Origin of the sequence: Brevundimonas sp. (genome assembly GCF_036732845.1) — a bacterium.
GTDB lineage: Bacteria > Pseudomonadota > Alphaproteobacteria > Caulobacterales > Caulobacteraceae > Brevundimonas.
The window spans coordinates 1-17,899 of the sequence record NZ_DAINBO010000037.1 but is presented as its reverse complement, the minus strand read 5'-3'; the positions used below and the strand labels follow the sequence as shown (position 1 = coordinate 17,899).

The following is a 17,899-nucleotide window of genomic DNA, read 5'->3' as shown; positions in this document are numbered from 1 at the left end:
TGGATGGCGTCGGCGTATTCGCTCATGTCCGGCGGCACCATGCCCGGATAGACCGAGGGGAAGCCGCCGCCCACATCGACGATGTCCACGATCACGCCCGCACGGCTGATCGACCGGCCGACCTGGGCCATGGCGGCCTGGTAGGCGGTTGGGCGCATGCACTGCGAACCGACGTGGAACGACACGCCCATCAGCCCGTCCTTGACCGCTTGGCGCACGGCCAGCAGCAGGGCGGGGGCCTGGTCCGGCGAAACGCCGAACTTGCCCGACAGGGTATAGGCCGCGCCGTCGGCCGACACGGCCATGCGCACGATCAGGTTCAGATCGGTCGCCTCGCCCGTGGCGTCGAGGATCTTGGCCAGCTCTTCATGGCAGTCCAGCGCGAAGGTGCGGACGCCGTGCTCGAAATAGGCCTTGGTGATGGCGGCCCGGCTCTTGACCGGGTGCATGAAGGCGATGCGCGCCTCGGGCAGCACCGAGCGCACCAGCTCGATCTCGGCGATCGAGGCGGCGTCGAAGCCGGTCACGCCCGCCTCGACCAGGGATTCGATGACCCAGCGCGACGGGTTCGCCTTCACGGCGTAGAAGACGTCGGCCTTCAGATTGTCCTGGAACCAGCGCGCCGCTACGGAAACCGAGCGCGGCCGCACGAGGGCGACAGGACGCTCAGGGGACCGCTCGCGGACCAGGTCCAGGGGAAGCTGGTACGTGCGCAATTCACGTAACCCCCTGATGATTGTTAACCCAGACCCGGCGTTAGCGGCGCAAGTGGGACCTACGGGGTCCGCCGGAAGCGCGCGATATGAGGTCATCGGCCTGTCATGTAAAGGGGTTTTTTCGTGACGCGCGCGCGCGTCATCCGCCGCTGGACGAAATCGCCGCCCGCGTGCCATTAAGACTTGCTCCCTGGCTCCATTCGGGCCATGCGGCGCGCCCCCTGCAACAGCCGACCGCGCAGCCATGACCTCCGCCTCCGTCGCCTCCGTCCGGGACGTGTCCAAGACCTTCGGCGCTCGAAAGGCGCTGGACGGCGTGTCCGTGGAGATCGCGGCCGGCGAGATGGTCGCCCTGATCGGCCCGTCGGGTTCGGGCAAGTCGACCCTGTTGCGCTCGATCACCGGTCTTCAATCGATCGATTCCGGCAAGGGGACGATCTCGGTCTTCGGCGAGGTGGTGCAGAAGAACGGCCGCGTCACCGGCGCCGTGCGCGACGCCCGCCGCAAGCTGGGCATGATCTTCCAGCAGTTCAATCTGGTCGGCCGCCTCAGCCTGTTCTCCAACGTCATGCTGGGCGCTCTGGGCCGTCTGCCGGGCTGGCGCGGAATTTTCGGCGTCTGGCCGACCGAGGACAAGACCCGAGCCATGGCCGCCCTGCACCGGGTCGGCGTCTCCGACTACGCCGCCCAGCGCGCCAATACGCTTTCGGGCGGCCAGCAGCAGCGCGGCGCCATCGCCCGCGCCCTGGTCCAGGGCGCCAAGGCCATTCTGGCCGACGAGCCGGTGGCCTCGCTGGACCCCGTCTCGGCCCGCAAGGTGATGGAGCAACTGGTCGAGCTGAACAAGCGCGACGGCCTGGGCGTCATCGTGACCCTGCACCAGGTCGACTACGCCATCCGCTATTGCGAGCGCGTCGTGGCGTTGCAGGCCGGCAAGATCGTCTATGACGGTCCCTCCACCGGCCTGGACCACAAGACCCTGGTCGGCATCTACGGGCCGGAGTTTGAAGACGCCTTCTGGGAGACGCAGGCTTGACATCGGCCCGCCGGCTCGGCCGGGGGTTGCGCCGGGCCGCCGCCCTGGCGGGCGTCGTCATGCTGACCGCCTGCGGCGATGCGGGCCGTGACGCCGACCGACACGCGCCCGTGACCTTCGCCATCCTGTCCGCCGAGGGCCAGGCCGCCGTCGAACCCCTGTGGCGGCCCTTGCTGGAGGACATGGCCCAGGCCGTCGGCGCGCCGGTCCAGGCCCGCTTCGGCGCCAGCTACGCCGAACTGGTCCGGGCCATGGAGGCGGGCGAGGTCCAGGCCGCCTGGCTGTCGCCGCGCCCGGCCATTCAGGTGATCGATTCCGGCGTCGCCGAACTGGCGGCCCGCACCGTCGACCGTGACGGCGAGGACAGCTATCGCTCGGTGATGATCACGCGCGCGGGTTCGGGCCATGATCTGAACCGCGTCCTGGCGTGCGGCCGCGACCTGCGTCTGGGCCTGGGCGACGCGGCGTCGACCTCGGCCACCCTGGCGCCCATGACCTTTCTGTTCGGCCCGCGCGGAATCGACCCCCGGACCTGTTTCGCCTCGGTTCGGTCGGGCGACTATCCGACCAACGCCTATGCGGTGGCCGTCGGGACGCTGGACGTGGCGGTGGTCAACACCGTGACCCTGGCCCGGTTGCGCCGCCAGAACCCCCAGATCGCCGATCAGCTTCAGGAGGTCTGGCGCTCGCCGCCCCTGCCCGAGGGCGGCGTTCTGGTGCGTCAGGACCTCGACCCGGCGGTCAAGGAGAAGCTGCGCAGCTTCCTGCTCACCTACGGCCAGGGCGAAAGCGCCCAGGCCGACCGCCAGCGCCAGGTGCTGGCGGCCCTGAACTATTCGCAATTCCGCGCCGCCGACGCGGCCTATCTCGATCCGGTGCGCGAGATGATCGCCGCCCAGACCCTGGCCCAGGCCCGCGTTCCCGGCGACCGGGCCGCGCGCCAGGCCGCCGAAACCGAACTGCGCCGCCTGCGCGCCGATCGCGAGGTGCAACCATGACGTCGTCGAACACCCTTGCGGGAAAGACCTCCAGAATGACCTTCCGTTCCCTGTTCGCGGCCCTGACGGCCCTGACGGCGGCGCTGCTGCTGTCCCTGAACGCGAACCCGGCCGCGGCCCAGGCCCGCGACGGCGCGAACGCCGCCCCGCGCGAACTGGTCTTCACCATCCTGTCGGCCGAGGGCCAGGCCGATTCCGGTCCCTTGTGGGAGCCGTTGCTGAAGGATCTGGAGCGGGCCGTCGGCGTTCCCGTGCGGCCCATCTTCGGCACCAACTATTCCGTGCTGGTCGAGGCCATGCGCGCCGATCAGGCCCAGATCGGCTGGTTCTCGGCCCTGCCTGCGGTCCAGGCCATCGATCGCTCCAACGCCCAGGTCATCGCCCGCATCGTCGATCCCGAGGGCAAGGATTCCTACACCTCGACCCTGATCGTGAAGAAGGGTTCGGGCATCACCGCCGATGACGTGGCCCGGTGCGGCAAACGCTATAATTTCGGCCTGGGCGACGCCCAGTCGACCTCGGGCACCCTGGCCCCGATGACCTATTTCTTCGGCCCGCGCGGCATCACGCCCAGCGACTGCTTCGCCACCGTGCGCTCGGCCAGCCACCAGGCCAACTCGTTCTCGGTGGCCAACGGCCAGATCGACGTGGCGACCTCCAACTCGGTCAACACCATCTTCCTGCGTCGCAACAACCCCACCGTCGCCAGCCAGATCGAAACGATCTGGGAATCCCCGCCGATCCCCGAGTCGGGCATCCTGCTGCGCCGCGACCTGCCCGAGGGGCTGAAGGCCAAGATTCGCGAATTCTTCGTCACCTACGGCCAGGGCGCCGGTCCCGACGCCGACCGCCAGCGCCAGGTGATGGACGGGCTGAACTATTCCCAGTTCCGCGCCGCCGACGACAGCTATCTGGACCCCATCCGCGAGATGAAGGCCGACCAGGCCCGGCGCGAGGGCCGCGCCAGCGAGGTCGCCCCGCCCAAGCGCGACATCCCCGCCAAGGATTGGGCGCCCTTCGCGGTGATCGGCGTCCTGGCCCTGATCGCGCTGATCGCCAATCTGATCCCCGTCCGCCCCGCCGCCCCGGTCGGCGCGGACGGCGTGCCGCAACCGCCGGTGAAGTCGCTGGGCGCCCAGACGCTGGATCTGCTGTTGTGGGGCGGTTTCGCCGTCATCCTGATCGCCGCCTTCAACAAGGTGGACCTGCCCAACATCGTCAAACTGTTCACCAGCTCCGAGAACATTCGCGACTACGGCCGAGACTTCCTGAATCCCGATTTCACCAAATGGCGTTCGCTGGTCGGCCAGATGTGGCTGACGGTGCAGATCGCGCTGTGGGGCACCTTCCTGGCCGTCTTCCTGGCCGTGCCGCTCAGCCTGATGGCCTCGCGCAACATGGCGCCCGCCTGGATGGTGTGGCCGGTGCGCCGGGTCATGGACCTGTTGCGTTCGATCCCCGATCTGGTGATCGGCACCCTGTTCATCGTCGCCGTCGGCCTGGGACCGCTGGCGGGGGTGCTGGCCATCGCCCTGAACACCGCGGGCGTCCTGGCGAAACTGTTCTCGGAGGCCGTGGAGTCGATCGACAAGGGACCGGTCGAGGGCGTCAAGGCGACCGGCGGCGGCCGTCTGCATGAAATCGTCTGGGGCGTGATCCCCCAGGTGGCCCCCTTGTGGACCTCCTTCGCCCTGTACCGTTTCGAATCGAACAGCCGCGCCGCCACGGTGCTGGGCCTGATCGGCGCGGGCGGCATCGGCCAGGCGCTGTTCGAGAGCCTGCAGGCGTTCAAGTATCGCGAGGTCTCGACCATCGCGATCATCATCATCGTGGCCGTGACCGTGATCGACACCCTGTCGCAAATCATGCGCAAGCGCTTGCTCTAACCGTCACGCAGCTTCAGCCGAACTGTCGCAATCCTCTGATCTAAGCGGGCCTCTCAAACGGAGGCCCGCCCATGATCCGCACCCTGACCACCACCGTCGCCGTCGTCGCCCTGATCGCCGTGGCCGGCTGCGGCGAGAACGCCGGAGGCGGCTCGGCCACACGCTCGGGCATCTGGGCCGCCGGTTCGTCGACCGTCTTTCCCTTCGCCACCCGCGTGGCCGAGAATTTCAACCGCAGCCAGGGCGGCTCCGCCCCGCGCGTCGAATCGCTGGGCACCGGCGGCGGCATCCAGGCCTTCTGCCAGGGCGTCGGTCCCCAGACCCCGGACATCGCCAACGCCTCGCGCCCGATGAAGGCGTCCGAGTTCGACCTGTGCGCCAAGAACGGCGTCACCGACATCGTCGAGATCAAGATCGGCTATGACGGCATCGTCATCGCCACGGCCCGCACCGGGAACGGCTTCAACCTGCGCCTGGCCGACCTCTACGCCGGTCTGGCCGCCCAGCTTCCGGGCGCGAACGGCCAGTTCGCGGCCAATCCCAACACTCAATGGAATCAAGTCAATCCGGGCCTGCCCGCTCAGCGCATCCAGGTTTACGGCCCGCCGCCGACCTCGGGCACGCGCGACGCCTTCCTGGAGCTGGGCATGGCCCCGGCCGCCAAGCGGAACCCGGCGCTGGCGGCCATCGAGTCGTCCGACAAGGCGCGTTTTGAAAGCCTGTCGCACACCCTGCGCGAGGACGGCGCCTGGATCGACTCGGGCGAGAACGACAACGCCATCGTCCAGACCCTGACCCGCACCCCCGGCTCGCTGGGCGTGTTCGGCTATTCCTTCCTGGAGCAGAACCTCGACACGGTGAAGGCCGAGACCATCGACGGCGTGGCCCCGACGCTGGACACCATCGCCGACGGCTCCTACCCGCTGGCGCGCAGCCTCTACATCTACGTCAAGAAGGCGCACATCGGCGTGACGCCGGGCCTGCAGCAGTTCGTGCAGGAGTTCGTCTCCAACGGTTCGGCCGGTCGCGGCGGCTATCTGCAGGATCGCGGCCTGGTGCCGCTGCCGGCCGATCAGTTGGCCGCCCAGCAGGCCGCCGCCCAGGCGCTGCCGTCGATGTCGCGTCCGCGATAGGCCGCGCCCGGGCCACGAACAAACCGCTTGGAAACCGCGCGGCGGCGCGCTAAGTCTTCGCGCGTCTCCCGCCCTTTCGCAGCGTTCCAGACCCGTTGTCTGGACACAGGCGTTTGGGTTCTGCGTGACGGTTCGGATCTCTTTCCGAACGCACCACGCGGGCGGCACGGCTTCTTCCGGCATTGCACCACGGGGATCGGCCCCGGCGACCGGCGAGCGCGGCTTTCAAAACGGTAGTTCGATGAGAGATTTCAAGGGCATGAAGCGCCAGCGCGGGCGCAACCGCAAGCCCGGCGGCGGCAACGGCGCCAACAGCGCCAATCCGAACCGCTCGTGGGATTCGCAAGGTCCCGAGAACATCAAGGTTCGGGGCAACGCCCAGACCGTCTATGAACGCTACATGCAACTGGCCCGCGACGCGGCTTCGGCCGGCGACCGCGTTCTGGCCGAGAACTATCTTCAGCACGCCGAACACTATTTCCGCGTGCTGCGCGCGCTTCAGCCCGCCCGTCCGGTCAGCGAGATCGCCCAGCGCGAACTGTCCAACCAGGGCTTCGACATCGACTTCGAGGACGAATCCGGCGCTCAGGCCGCCGCCTTCCTGGCCGCCCAGCAGGCCGCCGACCGTCAGGCTCAGCAAGAGGCCGAGCGCGCCGCCGCCCGCGAGCGCGGCGAGGGCGACCAGCCGCGCATGGACAGTGACAACGGCGACCGCAACGACCGCCAGCGCGAGACGCGCGACCAGCGTGATTCCCGCCGTGACCGCTGGGAGCGCCGCCGCGAGGAGCGCAACAAGCGCATCGCCGACGGCACGGCCACGCCGGAAGATCTGATCGAACGCGACCGCGACGAATATCACGACCGTCGCCGCGAAGAGCAGCGTCTGCGTCGCGAAGCCGAGGCCGCCGGCCTGACCGCCGAACCCGTCGCCGAGACCTCGGCGTCCGACGCGACGTCGGCCTCGGACGACCAGCCGCCCCTGGTCGCGGATCGCCCGGCCCGTCGCCCGCGCGCGCCCCGCGCCAGCGGGATCGCCGACGACACGGCCTCGGCCCTGCCGGGCTTCCTGACCCGTTCGGCCGCTCCGGCCGCCGACGCCGACGAAGCCCCGGCGCCCAAGCGCCGCGCGCCGCGCAAGAAGGCCGAAGCCGCCTCCGCCGAGGACTGATCATCGCTTGGTCGTGACGGCTTGGCGCGGCGAACGGCCTTGACGTCGCCGCTCCCGGCAGGCCCTGTGGGGTCCGTGATCCGCACGACAAGCTTCATGTCCCGCCTTCGCCTCGGCCCGGCCCTGGTCTGCACGGCCGCCTTGACGGTCGCCGCCTGCGCCGCGACGCCCGCACCGCCGCCGCCCCCGTCGGGTTCAGGCGGCGGGGTCTTGCGTGACTGGCGCGGGATCATCACCGCCACCGACCGCGACCGCTATCAACGACGCGACGCCGCCTGGTCGTTGGCGCTTCAGCAGGCCCGGCGCCAGCGGGGTTCGGGCGACCTGAACGGGCTGGGGGATCTGATCGACGCCGACGCCGCCCGCGCCTCGGTCACGCCGCCGGTCGGCGACTATCGGTGCCGCACCGTGAAGCTCGGCTCCCAGGGGGGCGAGGACGGCCTGGGCTATGTGATCTACGACTGGTTCGACTGCCGCATCGAGCAGACGCCCAAGGGGCTGAAATTCGTCAAGACGACCGGCAGTCAGCGCCCCTCGGGCCTGTTCTTCCCCGAAACCGACCGCCACATGGTCATGCTGGGGTCCATGGCCCTGGCCTCCGAACCCGCCGCCAACTCCTACGGCCAGCGCCCGGATCGCGACCTGGTCGCGGTGCTGGAACGGATCGGCGATCGTCGCTGGCGGCTGGTCATTCCCTGGCCCCAGAACGAATCCAACCTCGATCTGATCGAGCTGGTCCCGAACTGAGCGCCGCGGCCGATATCGCCGTCGCGGGCGCGGGACCGGCGGGTCTGGCCCTGGCCGTGATGCTGGCGCGGCAAGGGCGGCGCGTCACCGTCTATGAGCGGTTCGATCAGCCCCGGCCGGTCGGGGCGGGCTTCATGCTTCAGCCGACGGGCCTGGCCGTGCTGGACCGCATGGGCCTGACCGCCGAGGTCGAGGCGCTGGCCCAGCCCATCGACCATCTGTTCGGCCGCGCCCATCCGTCGGGCCGGGTCGTGCTGGATGTGCGCTACGCCGACCTGGCGACGCCCCGCAACGCCCTCGGCGTCCACCGCGCGGCCCTGTTCCACGTCCTGCAAAAGGCGGCCGTGAAGGCGGGCGTCGCCTTCGAGACCGGCTGGCCCGTCCGCGCCGCCTCCCACGGTCGGTTGAAACGCGCCGATGGTCTGCTGTCGCCCGCCTACGATCTGATCGTCGACGCCATGGGCGCGCGCTCACCGGTCGGTCACCGCATGCTGACCGGCGTCGGCCGCCGCCGCCACGAGTTGGCGTACGGCGCCCTGTGGGCCACGACGCCCTGGCCTGCCGATTCGCATTTCGATCCGCGCGCCTTGCAGCAGGTCTATCGCAAGGCCGACACGATGATCGGCGTCCTGCCGGTCGGCCGCCGTCCGCGCGACAAGGCCTCTCTGGCCACCTTTTTCTGGAGCCTGAAGCACGCCGACTATCCGCGCTGGCGCGAGGCGGGTCTTGATGCGTGGAAGGAACAGGTTCTGTCCTTCTGGCCCGAGACGGCGTCCATCCTCGATACGATCACCGACCCGGATCAGTTGACGATGGCCCGCTACGGCCATCACACCCTGCGGTCGCCGGTCGAGGCGAAACTGGCCGTCATCGGCGACGCCGCCCATTCGACCAGTCCGCAGTTGGGCCAGGGGGTCAATATGGGGCTGCTGGACGCCTTCGTCCTGGCCGAGGCGTTGGACGCCCACGTCGACCTCGACCGCGCCTTGCGCGCCTATGCCGCCGAACGACGCTGGCATCTGCGGCTGTATCAGGCGTTGAGCCTGGTCTTCACGCCCTTCTATCAGGCTGACGGGCGTCTGTTGCCGTTCGTCCGCGACCACGTCCTGGGCCGGGTTTCGCGCCTGCCGGGCGCGGCGCGTCTGTTGGCCGCGACCGTCTCGGGCCTGTTGCTGGACCCGCGGCCGAACGCGCGGTGACGCCGCATTGACCCCGCGCCCGCGCCTTGCGAGCCTGACGCCTCAATCGCTTATTGGAGGATGCGGATGACCCCCTTGGGATCGTGGCTGACGCTGGGCGTCGTGGTGATCGGGCTGTTGGCCGGCGTGCTGGTCGGCCTGCCGACCTACAATGTCTATTCCAAGCAGATGGCCGGTCGCGCCGCCTATGAACAGGCGGTCCAGGACCGTCGCATCCGCGTGCTGGAGGCCCAGGCCGCGCTCGATTCCGCCCGCCTGACCGCCCAGGCCGAGGTCGAACGCGCGCGCGGGGCTAATGAAGCCAACCGCATCATGGCCGACGCTCTGGGCGGACCCGAGGCCTATCTGCGCTGGAGCTACATCAATATGTTGCAGGAGACCGCCGGCAAGGAAGGCCGCCAGACCATCTACATTCCGACCGAGGCGGGGATGCCGATCCTGGAAGCCGGCCGTGTCGTTCCGCGCTAAGGGGGCGTGCACGATCAAGGCCCGATAGGACCGTAGCGCCAGCACACTCCGCGCTCATCCCCGCTTTCGCGGGGATGAGCAGGGATCCTAGCCCGCGACCCCCGCCAGCACCCGCGTCAGCCGCAGGTCCTGGTAGTCGTAGCTGAAGTCGATGTCGGGGCTGACGCCCTTCAGCGTCGCCGTCACCGGCATGCCGCCCGCGATGGCGAAGGTGACGAAGGCGTCCTCTTCGCGCCGGTCGATGAAACGGGTGCGGAAGGTCTCGCCGTCGTACGGCTCCAGCCAGCCCTTCAGCGCGGGCGTGCGGCTGAAGGCCAGCCACAGGCCGGTCCTGCGGTTGCGGCCCCGGCCTTCGGTCCTCTGTTCGATGGTGATGTCGCCGTACCAGGGATCGCGCCAGGTCCCGGCATAGGCCGACAGAGGCAGGCCGGGCGCGGCGCCCGCCGCCTGTTTGGCGTCGATCTCGGCGGCCGCGGCGATGGAGCGGGCGGCGCCTTCGGCCTGCAGCTTCTGGCCGTCGGCGACCCAGTCGAAACCGGCCTTGCCCATGACGATGTCGGTGACGCCGCTGCGCAGCGCGCGCAGCAGCAGGCTCTCCTCGGCGTTGGTGAAGACCGAGAAGCCCGCGTTCCGGCCGGGGATCAGCACCGTGCCCGAGATGTAGCCGGGCGCCCCGCCGCCATGGGTGATCATCCGCTCGCCGCGATAGTCCTGGACCTGCCACCCCATCGCATAGGTCGAGGCGATGGCCCGGCCCGGCAGTTCGCCGGTCGGCCCGGCCGAGGACGACACGATGATGTTCGGCCGCCACATCTCGCGGCCCGCCGCTTCGGAAAACAGGCGTGACCCGTCGGGCAGGGCGCCGCCCGCCAACTGACAAGCGATCCATTTGGCCCAGTCGCCGGGCGTGGTGCAGATGCCCCCTGCCGCTCCGGCGCTGTCCCAGTTCCACACCGCCGCGATCGACTGGTCCAGCACCGTCATGGCGCCTTGATACCGCAGCGGCGGCCCGACCCGGCCGTGCGGCAGGGCCGATTTCGCCGGGTCCGCCAGCCGCGCCAACGGCACGGTCTCGCCCATGCCCAGCTTGTCCAGGATGCGCGTCTGGACGAACCGCTCCCACGGCATGCCCGAGACGGCGGCGACGATTTCGCCCGCCACCACGAACATCAGGTTGCAATAGTGATAGCGCGCCCGGAACTGGTCCTCGATCGGCACGTGTTCGACCGCCGCCATCACCTCTGCGCGGGTGCGGTCGCTGTTGGGCCAGAACAGCAGGTCCCCAGCGCCCAGGCCGAACCCGATGCGGTGGCTCAGCGTGTCGCGCACCGTCGCCATGCCGTTCAGCTCGGGCTTGGACAGGCGGAAGTTCGGCAGATAGGTGCGAACCGGCTCGTCCCACTTCACCTTGCCCTCGTCGACCAGGATGGCCAGGGCCGCCGCCGTCACCGCCTTGGTGTTCGAGGCGATGGCGAACAGGGTGTTCTCATCGGCCGCCGCGCCGCCGATCTCGCGCACGCCGTATCCGCGCGCCAGCACGGTCTTGCCGTCCCGGACCACGCCGATCGATACGGCGGGCTGGTCGGGGAAGCCGGCCATGGCCCGCTTCACATAGGCGTCGACCTGTTCCGCCAGGGCCGCGTCGTCCGGCGTCGCCGTCGCGAGTTGCCGGGCCAGGGCCGGGGCGGGCAGGGCGACGGCGGCCGTGGCGGACAGCGCCGCGCGGCGGGTCAGGCGGATGGACATGGATGATGCTCCCGAAATCTCGTGCGGGCCGGACGCTAGCACGACAGGCGGCCCTGGTTAGGGGTCCGGCGTGAAATGCAGGTCATGGAAGTCGTAGGAGAAGTCGGCCGTGGGCGACACCGCCCGCGCCGTCGCGGCGACCGCCCGCCCGTTCTCGACCTTGAAGTCTATGAAGGCGTCCTCCAGCCCCGGCGTGGGCCAGCGGGTGCGGAAGGTGTCGCCGTCGAACGGCTCCAGCGGCCCGTCGAAGGCCGGGGTCTTCTCGAAACGGATGTGCAAGGCCCCGCCGCGCGACACGCTGATCGTCGCCGTCCCGTACCAGGGGTCGCGCCAGACGCCGACATAGGCCGACAACGGCAGGCTGGGCGCCGCGGCGTTGGCCGGCGGCGTGACCGTGGCGGCCACGGCGCCGGCGGCCTGTTCGTCCATCGCCGCCCGCACGCGCCGGGCATAGGCGATCCAGTCATAGTCGGCGCGCCCCATCATCCGGTCGACGCCGCCGTTGCGCAGCGCGCGCACCACCGTGTCCTCCTCGGCGTTGGTGAAGACCGCCAGGCCCCGGTTCAAACCGGGCAGCAGCAAGGTCAGGGTGACGAAGCCGTCGATGCCGCCCGAATGCCAGACCAGCCGCCGGTCGCGGAAATTCTCCACGAACCAGCCCAGGGCGTAGGCGGTGATGAAGGACCGGTCGGGCCGTTCAGCCGATGGGTCGCGCTGGGCGGCGTCGACGATCGCCTCGGGCCGCCACATGGCCTTGGCCGAGGCCTCTGACCACAGGCGTCGTCCGTCGGCCGACACGCCCTGCTTCAGTTGTGCGGTCATCCATTTCGCATGATCGCGGACGCTGGCGTAAACGCCGCCCGCCGCCGCCGCGACCTCCAGACTGACGTGTTTGCCCAACGGGACCAGCGGTCCCATGCCGCGCACCGGCGGTCCCAGCCGGGCGTGCGGCCAGGCGACCTCGGCGCCGTCGGGCAGGCGGCGATAGTCCGGCGTGGAGTCCGTCATGCCCAGGGGCGTCAGCAGGCGCGCCTGAACGAACGCCTCCCAGCTCTGGCCCGTCACCGCCTCGATCAACTGGCCCGCGACGACATAGAGCACGTTGTCATAGGCGTAACCGGCCCGGAAGCCGCCCTTGATCGGCAGGTATTTGAGACCGGCGACCAGATCCGCCCGCGTATGGGTCGTCTCGGGGAACAGCATCAGGTCCCCCGCGCCCAGGGCCAGGCCCGACCGATGGCACAGCAGGTCGCGCACGCTCAGCATGGCGGTGATCACCGGATCGCTCATGGCGAAGCCGGGCATGTAGCGCACCACCGGCGCATCCCAGTCCAATCGCCCCTCATCGACCAGAATGGCCAGGGCGGCGGCGGTGTAGGCCTTGGTGTTCGAGGCGATGGCGAACAGGGTCCGGTCGGTCACCGGGGCGGCTTCACCAGCCTTCAGCACGCCGTATCCCCGCGCCAGGGTCGTCGCACCGTCCTCGACCAGGGCTACGGCCAGGCCCGGCTGATCGGGAAAGGCGGCCATGACCTGGCGCGCCAGGGCGTCGACGGTCTCGGCGACCGAACCGTCTCGGGCGGCGGCGGGTTGCGCCAGAACGGCGGCGGCCCCGGCGACGAAGCCGCTCAGGACGCCGCGGCGATGGGCGGTGACGGTCATGGATCGAGCCTCCCTGTCGTCCGCCACACTAACGCCGGTCTCGATCCGCGCCAGCCGCCGGGTCCAGCATGAAAAAGAAGTAACTCGGGTTTGCGTGGCGGGGGTGATACCTAAAGGTGACAACACACCGTGTCGGCGCGCGGCTTCATCCCATGTGCGGCGTTCCGTCATGCCTTCCCGTCGGTGGAAAGACAGCGGCGGCGCGCCTTGGCCGGGACACGATGCGAGTCGGGGACGAATCTCACTTTTCTTTAACCTTGACTTAAAGACGCAGGTCTCTCAGTCTTTAAGTATGACCTAAAAATCAAAAGCTGGCGCATCGCCCGGCCGCGACACCGAAGGATCTGAACCGTGACCACCTTTAAGACGTTCCTGTTGATCGGCGCGGCGACGACGGCGTTCGCCAGCCCGGCCCTGGCCGCGCAGCAGCCGCAATCGCCCGCCCCGACCCGCGGCGCGGGCCAGACGCCGACACCCGCGCCGACGCCTGCCCCGACCCAGGGCCAGACCCAGACCCAGACGCCGCCCGCCGACGGCCAGTCCTCGACGGTCGAGGGCGTCACCGTCACCGGCCGCGCCAACGACATCCGCACCTCGATCGATTCCGTCAGCTACAGCGTCGCCGAGGATCTGCAGAACACCACCGGCTCCCTGGCCGACGCCCTGCGCGCCATCCCTTCGGTCGAGGTCGACCCGGAAGGCGCCGTCACCCTGCGCGGCGACGCCAATGTCACCATCCTGGTCGACGGCCGCCCCTCGGCCCTGTTCGAGGGACAGAACCGGGGTCAGGCCATTCTGCAAATCCCGGCCGATCAGTATGCGCGCATCGAGATCATGACCAATCCGTCCGCGGCCTATCGGCCCGACGGATCGGGCGGCGTCATCAATCTGATCTCCAAGCCCGCCCGCACGCGGCCGGGCGCGACCACCACCGGTTCGGTGCGCGTCAACGTCGGCACGGACGACCGCTACAATTTCGGCGTCAGCGCCGCCTATACGAAGGACAAGCTGACGGTGTCGGGCGACCTTGCGTTGCGTCACGACACCTTCCTGCAAGAGATCGACGGCGAGCGCGCCCGTTTCGACACCGGTTCGAGCCATTGGCTTGAATCGCGCAATGCGTTCGACATCTCCGGTCCCTCCGAACACCAGTTCGCGCGTCTGGCGGTCGAATATCGGCTGACCGCCGCCACCCAGGTCAATCTCGAGGTCATGGGCGGCCATTTCGAGAGCGAGGCCTTCGGCGATTCCCTGTACGAGTTCGACAATGCCGCGGGCGTTCTGGCCTCGGCCTATCGCCGCAGCGGGGTCGGCGGGCCGGACGGAAACTTCTCGGGCGTGACGGGGCGGGTGCTGCACCGCTTCGACGACCAGGGTCACGAATGGTCCAACGAGGTCCGTCTGGGCAATTTCGATTTCGAGATGGTCCAGCGGGTCCAGGCCGACTTCATCCTGCCGCCGGCGCCGAGTGTGAACGAGGTCATCAACAACGGCCAGGACAATCGGCAACTCGGTTTCACCAGCGCCTATGTCCGGCCGCTGCCGAACAACGCCAAGCTGCGTCTCGGATACGAGTTGGATCAGGCCGACATGAGCTTCGACAATCGTGTCGCCCGCGGCGCCTCGTTCAGCAGCCTGGTCCCGGACCCGACGGTCACCAACCGGTTCGATGTCGATCAGCAGACGCACGCCGTCTACGCCACCTATGAACGCCCGTTCGGCAAGCTGACGGCCCAGTTCGGCCTGCGGTTGGAACAGACGCTTCAGGACCTGAATCAGGTCACCACGGGGGTCCAGGCGTCCAACGACTATTTCCGGGCCTATCCGACCCTGCACCTGGGTTATGAACTGACCCCGGATCAGACCCTGCGCGCCAGCTACAGCCGTCGGGTCCAGCGGCCGGGCGCCCAGGACCTGAACCCCTTCCGCAGCTATCAGGACCCGATCAACTACGTCTCGGGCAATCCGAACCTGGAGCCGCAAGAGACGGATTCGTTCGAATTCACCTGGCAGCGTCGGGTCGAACAGACCTTCTACCAGGCCACCCTCTTCTATCGCGACACCACCGGCGCCTTCACCCCGGTGACCACCGACATCGGCAACGGCGTCTTCCTGACGCGATCCGAGAACCTGGGCGCCCGCACGGCCCTGGGTGTGGAGCTGGTCGCCAACGGCAAGCTGCACCCGACCCTGCGCTACAACGCCAGCCTGACCGTCCAGCAGCAAGACCTCGACGCCGCCGGCCTGGCCGGCGCCCAGGACCGCTCGGGCACGACGGTCAGCGGCCGCCTGAGCCTGAACTGGCAGCCGACGCCCGAAGATTTCGTGCAGGTCTCGGGCCTGTGGACCGGCGATCAATTGTTGGCCCAGGGCAGCCGCGAGGCCACGGCCCTCTATAACCTCGGCTATCGCCGCAAACTGTCCGAGAAGCTGTCGCTTCAGGTCACGGTGCGCGACGTGTTCGACAATTTCCGCAATGTCGCCGTCATCGACACCCCGACCTTGCGGAACCGCACCGAGACGATGTTCGGCGGCCGCATCGCCTTCATCGGCCTGACCTACAGTTTCGGCAACGGCCGTCCGCGTCAGGAGCAGTTCGACTTCTCGGCCGGCCAGCAGGGCAACTGATCCGCCAGGGGGGCGGGTCTTCGGACCTGCCCCCTTGCGTGGTCTTTCGGACACACCCACTTCAAGGCTGACCCAGGCGGCGCGTTGCTTGCAGGGTCTCGGGCCGTGCGCCATGTCATTGCCGCCCAGGCGGGAATGCGCGGCGCGCGACAGGCCTGGGATCAGAGGACGCGCGGTCTGGAATCCGCCTCATTGGGGATGCCCGAAACATGAATCTCGACCTCTATTCCGACCGCGCCAAACAGGCCGTGCAATCGGCCCAGTCGCTGGCCCTGGCGCGTCGTCACCAGCAATTCGCTCCCGAGCACCTTCTGAAGGTGCTGTTGGAGGAGCGCGACGGTCTGGCCCGCAATCTGATCACCGCCGCGGGCGGAAACGCCCAGGCCGCCGATCAGGCCGCCGAGACCGCCCTGGCCAAGCGCGCCCAGGTCACCGGCGGCACGGGTCAGCTCTATCTGGACGGCGACACCGCCCGCACATTCGCCGCCGCTGAAGCCGCCTCGAAACAGGCCGGAGACGCCTTCGTCACCACCGAGCGCCTGCTGGCCGCCCTGGCGCGCGAGGGCGGAGCCGCCGCCGAGGCGCTGAAGACCGCCGGGGTCACCGCCGACAAGCTGGACGCCGCCATCGCCGACCTGCGCAAGGGCAAGACCGCTGACAGCGCCTCGGCGGAAGAAGGCTATGACGCCCTGAAACGCTATGCCCGCGACCTGACCCAGGCCGTGCGCGACGGCAAGGTCGACCCGGTCATCGGCCGCGACGAAGAGATCCGCCGCACCATCCAGGTCCTGGCCCGCCGCACCAAGAACAACCCGGTCCTGATCGGCGAACCCGGCGTCGGCAAGACCGCCATCGCCGAAGGCCTGGCCGCCCGCATCGTCAACGGCGACGTGCCCGAGAGCCTGACCGACAAGAAGGTGCTGGCGCTCGACATGGGCGCCCTGATCGCCGGGGCCAAATACCGCGGCGAGTTCGAGGAGCGGCTGAAGGCCGTGCTGAACGAGGTCTCGGCCGCCGAGGGCCAGGTCATCCTGTTCATCGACGAGATGCACACCCTGGTCGGCGCCGGTAAGGGCGACGGGGCCATGGACGCGTCCAACCTGCTGAAACCCGCCCTGGCGCGCGGCGAACTGCACTGCGTCGGGGCCACCACCCTGGATGAGTACCGCAAATACGTCGAGAAGGACGCCGCCCTGGCCCGTCGCTTCCAGCCGGTCTTCGTCGAGGAGCCGTCGGTCGAGGACACGGTGTCGATCCTGCGCGGCCTGAAGGAGAAGTACGAGGTCCACCACGGGGTGCGCATCTCCGACAGCGCCATCGTCGCCGCCGCCACCCTGTCGAACCGCTACATCACCGACCGCTTCCTGCCGGACAAGGCCATCGACCTGATCGACGAGGCCGCCAGTCGCGTGCGCATGGCCGTCGATTCCAAGCCCGAGGCCCTGGACGAGATCGACCGGCGCCTGGTCCAGCTCAAGATCGAGCGTGAGGCCCTGAAGAAGGAGACCGACAAGGCTTCGGTCGCCCGCCTGGAAAAGCTCGAAGACGAGATCGACGCCCTGCAGGGCCAGTCCGACGACCTGACCGCCCGCTGGAAGTCGGAAAAGGACAAGGTCGGCCAGGCCGCCCAACTGCGCGAGACCCTGGACCGCCTGCGCGCCGAACTGGCCGCCGCCCAACGCAACGGCGACCTGGCCCGCGCGTCCGAGATCGCCTACGGCCAGATCCCGCAGCTCGAAAAACGGCTCGGCGACGCCGAGGCGGCCGAGGACGCCGGCGCCGACCGCCCCCTGACGCCCGAGGTCGTCGACGCCGAACAGATCGCCGCCGTCGTCTCACGCTGGACCGGGGTGCCGGTCGACAAGATGCTGGAGGGCGAGCGCGAGAAGCTGCTGACCATGGAGGACGCCTTGCGCGGCCGCGTGGTCGGCCAGGACGAGGCCCTGACGGCCGTGTCCGACGCGGTGCGCCGTGCGCGGGCCGGTCTGAACGACCCGAACAAGCCGTTGGGCAGCTTCCTGTTCCTGGGACCGACGGGCGTGGGCAAGACCGAGCTGACCAAGGCCCTGGCCGCCTTCCTGTTCGACGACGATGCGGCCATCACCCGCATCGACATGAGCGAATACATGGAGAAGCACTCGGTCAGCCGTCTGATCGGCGCCCCTCCGGGCTATGTCGGCTATGACGAGGGCGGCGCCCTGACCGAGGCGGTGCGGCGTCGGCCCTATCAGGTCGTGCTGTTCGACGAGGTCGAAAAGGCCCACCCCGACGTGTTCAACGTGCTGCTGCAAGTGCTGGACGACGGCCGCCTGACCGATGGTCAGGGCCGGGTGATCGACTTCAAGAACACCCTGATCATCCTGACCTCCAACCTGGGTTCGGAATACCTGGCCAACCAGCCCGAGGGCGAGGACGTCGAGGCGGTGCGCCCCCTGGTCATGGACCAGGTCCGCGCCCATTTCCGGCCCGAGTTCCTGAACCGCATCGACGAGATCATCCTGTTCCGCCGCCT

Annotated in this window: 13 protein-coding genes and 1 pseudogene; 11 read left to right on the top strand and 3 right to left on the bottom strand. The window is 69.1% G+C overall.

The annotated features are described in order from the left end of the window. Positions 1–716 (bottom strand): alanine racemase (locus tag V7D63_RS11095; protein WP_442882137.1); only part of this gene is annotated, 716 nt, incomplete at its 3' end. A gap of 244 nt (positions 717–960) precedes the next feature. Here V7D63_RS11095 and phnC point away from each other — a divergent pair. The 9 genes and pseudogenes from phnC (at position 961) to V7D63_RS11050 (ending at position 9,351) form a co-directional block, all read left to right on the top strand. After that, a complete protein-coding gene (gene phnC / locus V7D63_RS11090) occupies positions 961–1,752 on the top strand; it encodes a phosphonate ABC transporter ATP-binding protein (protein WP_333592339.1) in 792 nt (263 codons plus the stop codon). Beyond that, positions 1,749–2,750, top strand: coding sequence for a phosphate/phosphite/phosphonate ABC transporter substrate-binding protein (gene phnD, locus V7D63_RS11085; protein ID WP_333592338.1), 1,002 nt, complete (start codon positions 1,749–1,751; stop codon positions 2,748–2,750). Before phnC ends, phnD (V7D63_RS11085) begins: the two co-directional genes overlap by 4 nt. Then, positions 2,747–3,646 (top strand): annotated as a pseudogene (phnD, locus tag V7D63_RS11080) (phosphate/phosphite/phosphonate ABC transporter substrate-binding protein); the annotation flags it as partial. The gene phnD (V7D63_RS11085) and the pseudogene phnD (V7D63_RS11080), both read left to right, overlap by 4 nt. A 246-nt stretch (positions 3,647–3,892) precedes the next feature. Then, complete coding sequence (gene phnE / locus V7D63_RS11075) at positions 3,893–4,636, top strand: phosphonate ABC transporter, permease protein PhnE (protein ID WP_333592341.1); 744 nt, start codon at positions 3,893–3,895, stop codon at positions 4,634–4,636. 71 nt (positions 4,637–4,707) lie between these two features. Further along, a complete protein-coding gene (locus tag V7D63_RS11070) occupies positions 4,708–5,769 on the top strand; it encodes a substrate-binding domain-containing protein (RefSeq protein ID WP_333592337.1) in 1,062 nt (353 codons plus the stop codon). A 241-nt stretch (positions 5,770–6,010) separates the two neighbouring features. After that, entirely contained in the window at positions 6,011–6,937 is a 927-nt protein-coding gene (locus V7D63_RS11065; RefSeq protein WP_333592336.1) for a DUF4167 domain-containing protein, read from the top strand. A 96-nt stretch (positions 6,938–7,033) separates the two neighbouring features. Beyond that, complete coding sequence (locus V7D63_RS11060; protein WP_333592335.1) at positions 7,034–7,684, top strand: DUF4893 domain-containing protein; 651 nt, start codon at positions 7,034–7,036, stop codon at positions 7,682–7,684. Beyond that, a complete protein-coding gene (locus V7D63_RS11055; RefSeq protein WP_333592340.1) occupies positions 7,615–8,883 on the top strand; it encodes an FAD-dependent oxidoreductase in 1,269 nt (422 codons plus the stop codon). Before V7D63_RS11060 ends, V7D63_RS11055 begins: the two co-directional genes overlap by 70 nt. Before the next feature lie 66 nt (positions 8,884–8,949). Further along, positions 8,950–9,351, top strand: a complete 402-nt coding sequence (locus V7D63_RS11050) for a hypothetical protein (protein WP_333592334.1) — start codon at positions 8,950–8,952, stop codon at positions 9,349–9,351. Positions 9,352–9,438: 87 nt separating this feature from the next. Here V7D63_RS11050 and V7D63_RS11045 read toward each other — a convergent pair whose 3' ends face one another. Both V7D63_RS11045 and V7D63_RS11040 read right to left on the bottom strand, forming a co-directional pair. Beyond that, entirely contained in the window at positions 9,439–11,097 is a 1,659-nt protein-coding gene (locus V7D63_RS11045; protein ID WP_333592333.1) for a serine hydrolase, read from the bottom strand. A gap of 57 nt (positions 11,098–11,154) precedes the next feature. Next, positions 11,155–12,759: a serine hydrolase gene (locus tag V7D63_RS11040; protein WP_333592332.1), complete on the bottom strand. Its 1,605-nt coding sequence runs from the start codon at positions 12,757–12,759 to the stop codon at positions 11,155–11,157. 351 nt (positions 12,760–13,110) lie between these two features. Between V7D63_RS11040 and V7D63_RS11035 the strand changes: the two genes are divergently transcribed. Together V7D63_RS11035 and clpB are read left to right on the top strand one after the other, a co-directional pair. After that, positions 13,111–15,387: an outer membrane beta-barrel family protein gene (locus V7D63_RS11035; protein ID WP_333592331.1), complete on the top strand. Its 2,277-nt coding sequence runs from the start codon at positions 13,111–13,113 to the stop codon at positions 15,385–15,387. A 209-nt stretch (positions 15,388–15,596) separates the two neighbouring features. Next, positions 15,597–17,899 (top strand): ATP-dependent chaperone ClpB (clpB, locus tag V7D63_RS11030; protein ID WP_333592330.1); only part of this gene is annotated, 2,303 nt, incomplete at its 3' end.

What these genes read in the sequence shown, in the direction of transcription:
- V7D63_RS11040 (WP_333592332.1), bottom strand. Translation starts at nt 12,759, where the DNA reads ATGACCGTCACCGCCCATCGCCGCGGCGTCCTGAGCGGCTTCGTCGCC.
- V7D63_RS11045 (WP_333592333.1), bottom strand. Translation starts at nt 11,097, where the DNA reads ATGTCCATCCGCCTGACCCGCCGCGCGGCGCTGTCCGCCACGGCCGCC.
- V7D63_RS11050 (WP_333592334.1), top strand. Translation starts at nt 8,950, where the DNA reads ATGACCCCCTTGGGATCGTGGCTGACGCTGGGCGTCGTGGTGATCGGG.
- V7D63_RS11070 (WP_333592337.1), top strand. Translation starts at nt 4,708, where the DNA reads ATGATCCGCACCCTGACCACCACCGTCGCCGTCGTCGCCCTGATCGCC.
- V7D63_RS11060 (WP_333592335.1), top strand. Translation starts at nt 7,034, where the DNA reads ATGTCCCGCCTTCGCCTCGGCCCGGCCCTGGTCTGCACGGCCGCCTTG.
- V7D63_RS11065 (WP_333592336.1), top strand. Translation starts at nt 6,011, where the DNA reads ATGAGAGATTTCAAGGGCATGAAGCGCCAGCGCGGGCGCAACCGCAAG.
- phnC (WP_333592339.1), top strand. Translation starts at nt 961, where the DNA reads ATGACCTCCGCCTCCGTCGCCTCCGTCCGGGACGTGTCCAAGACCTTC.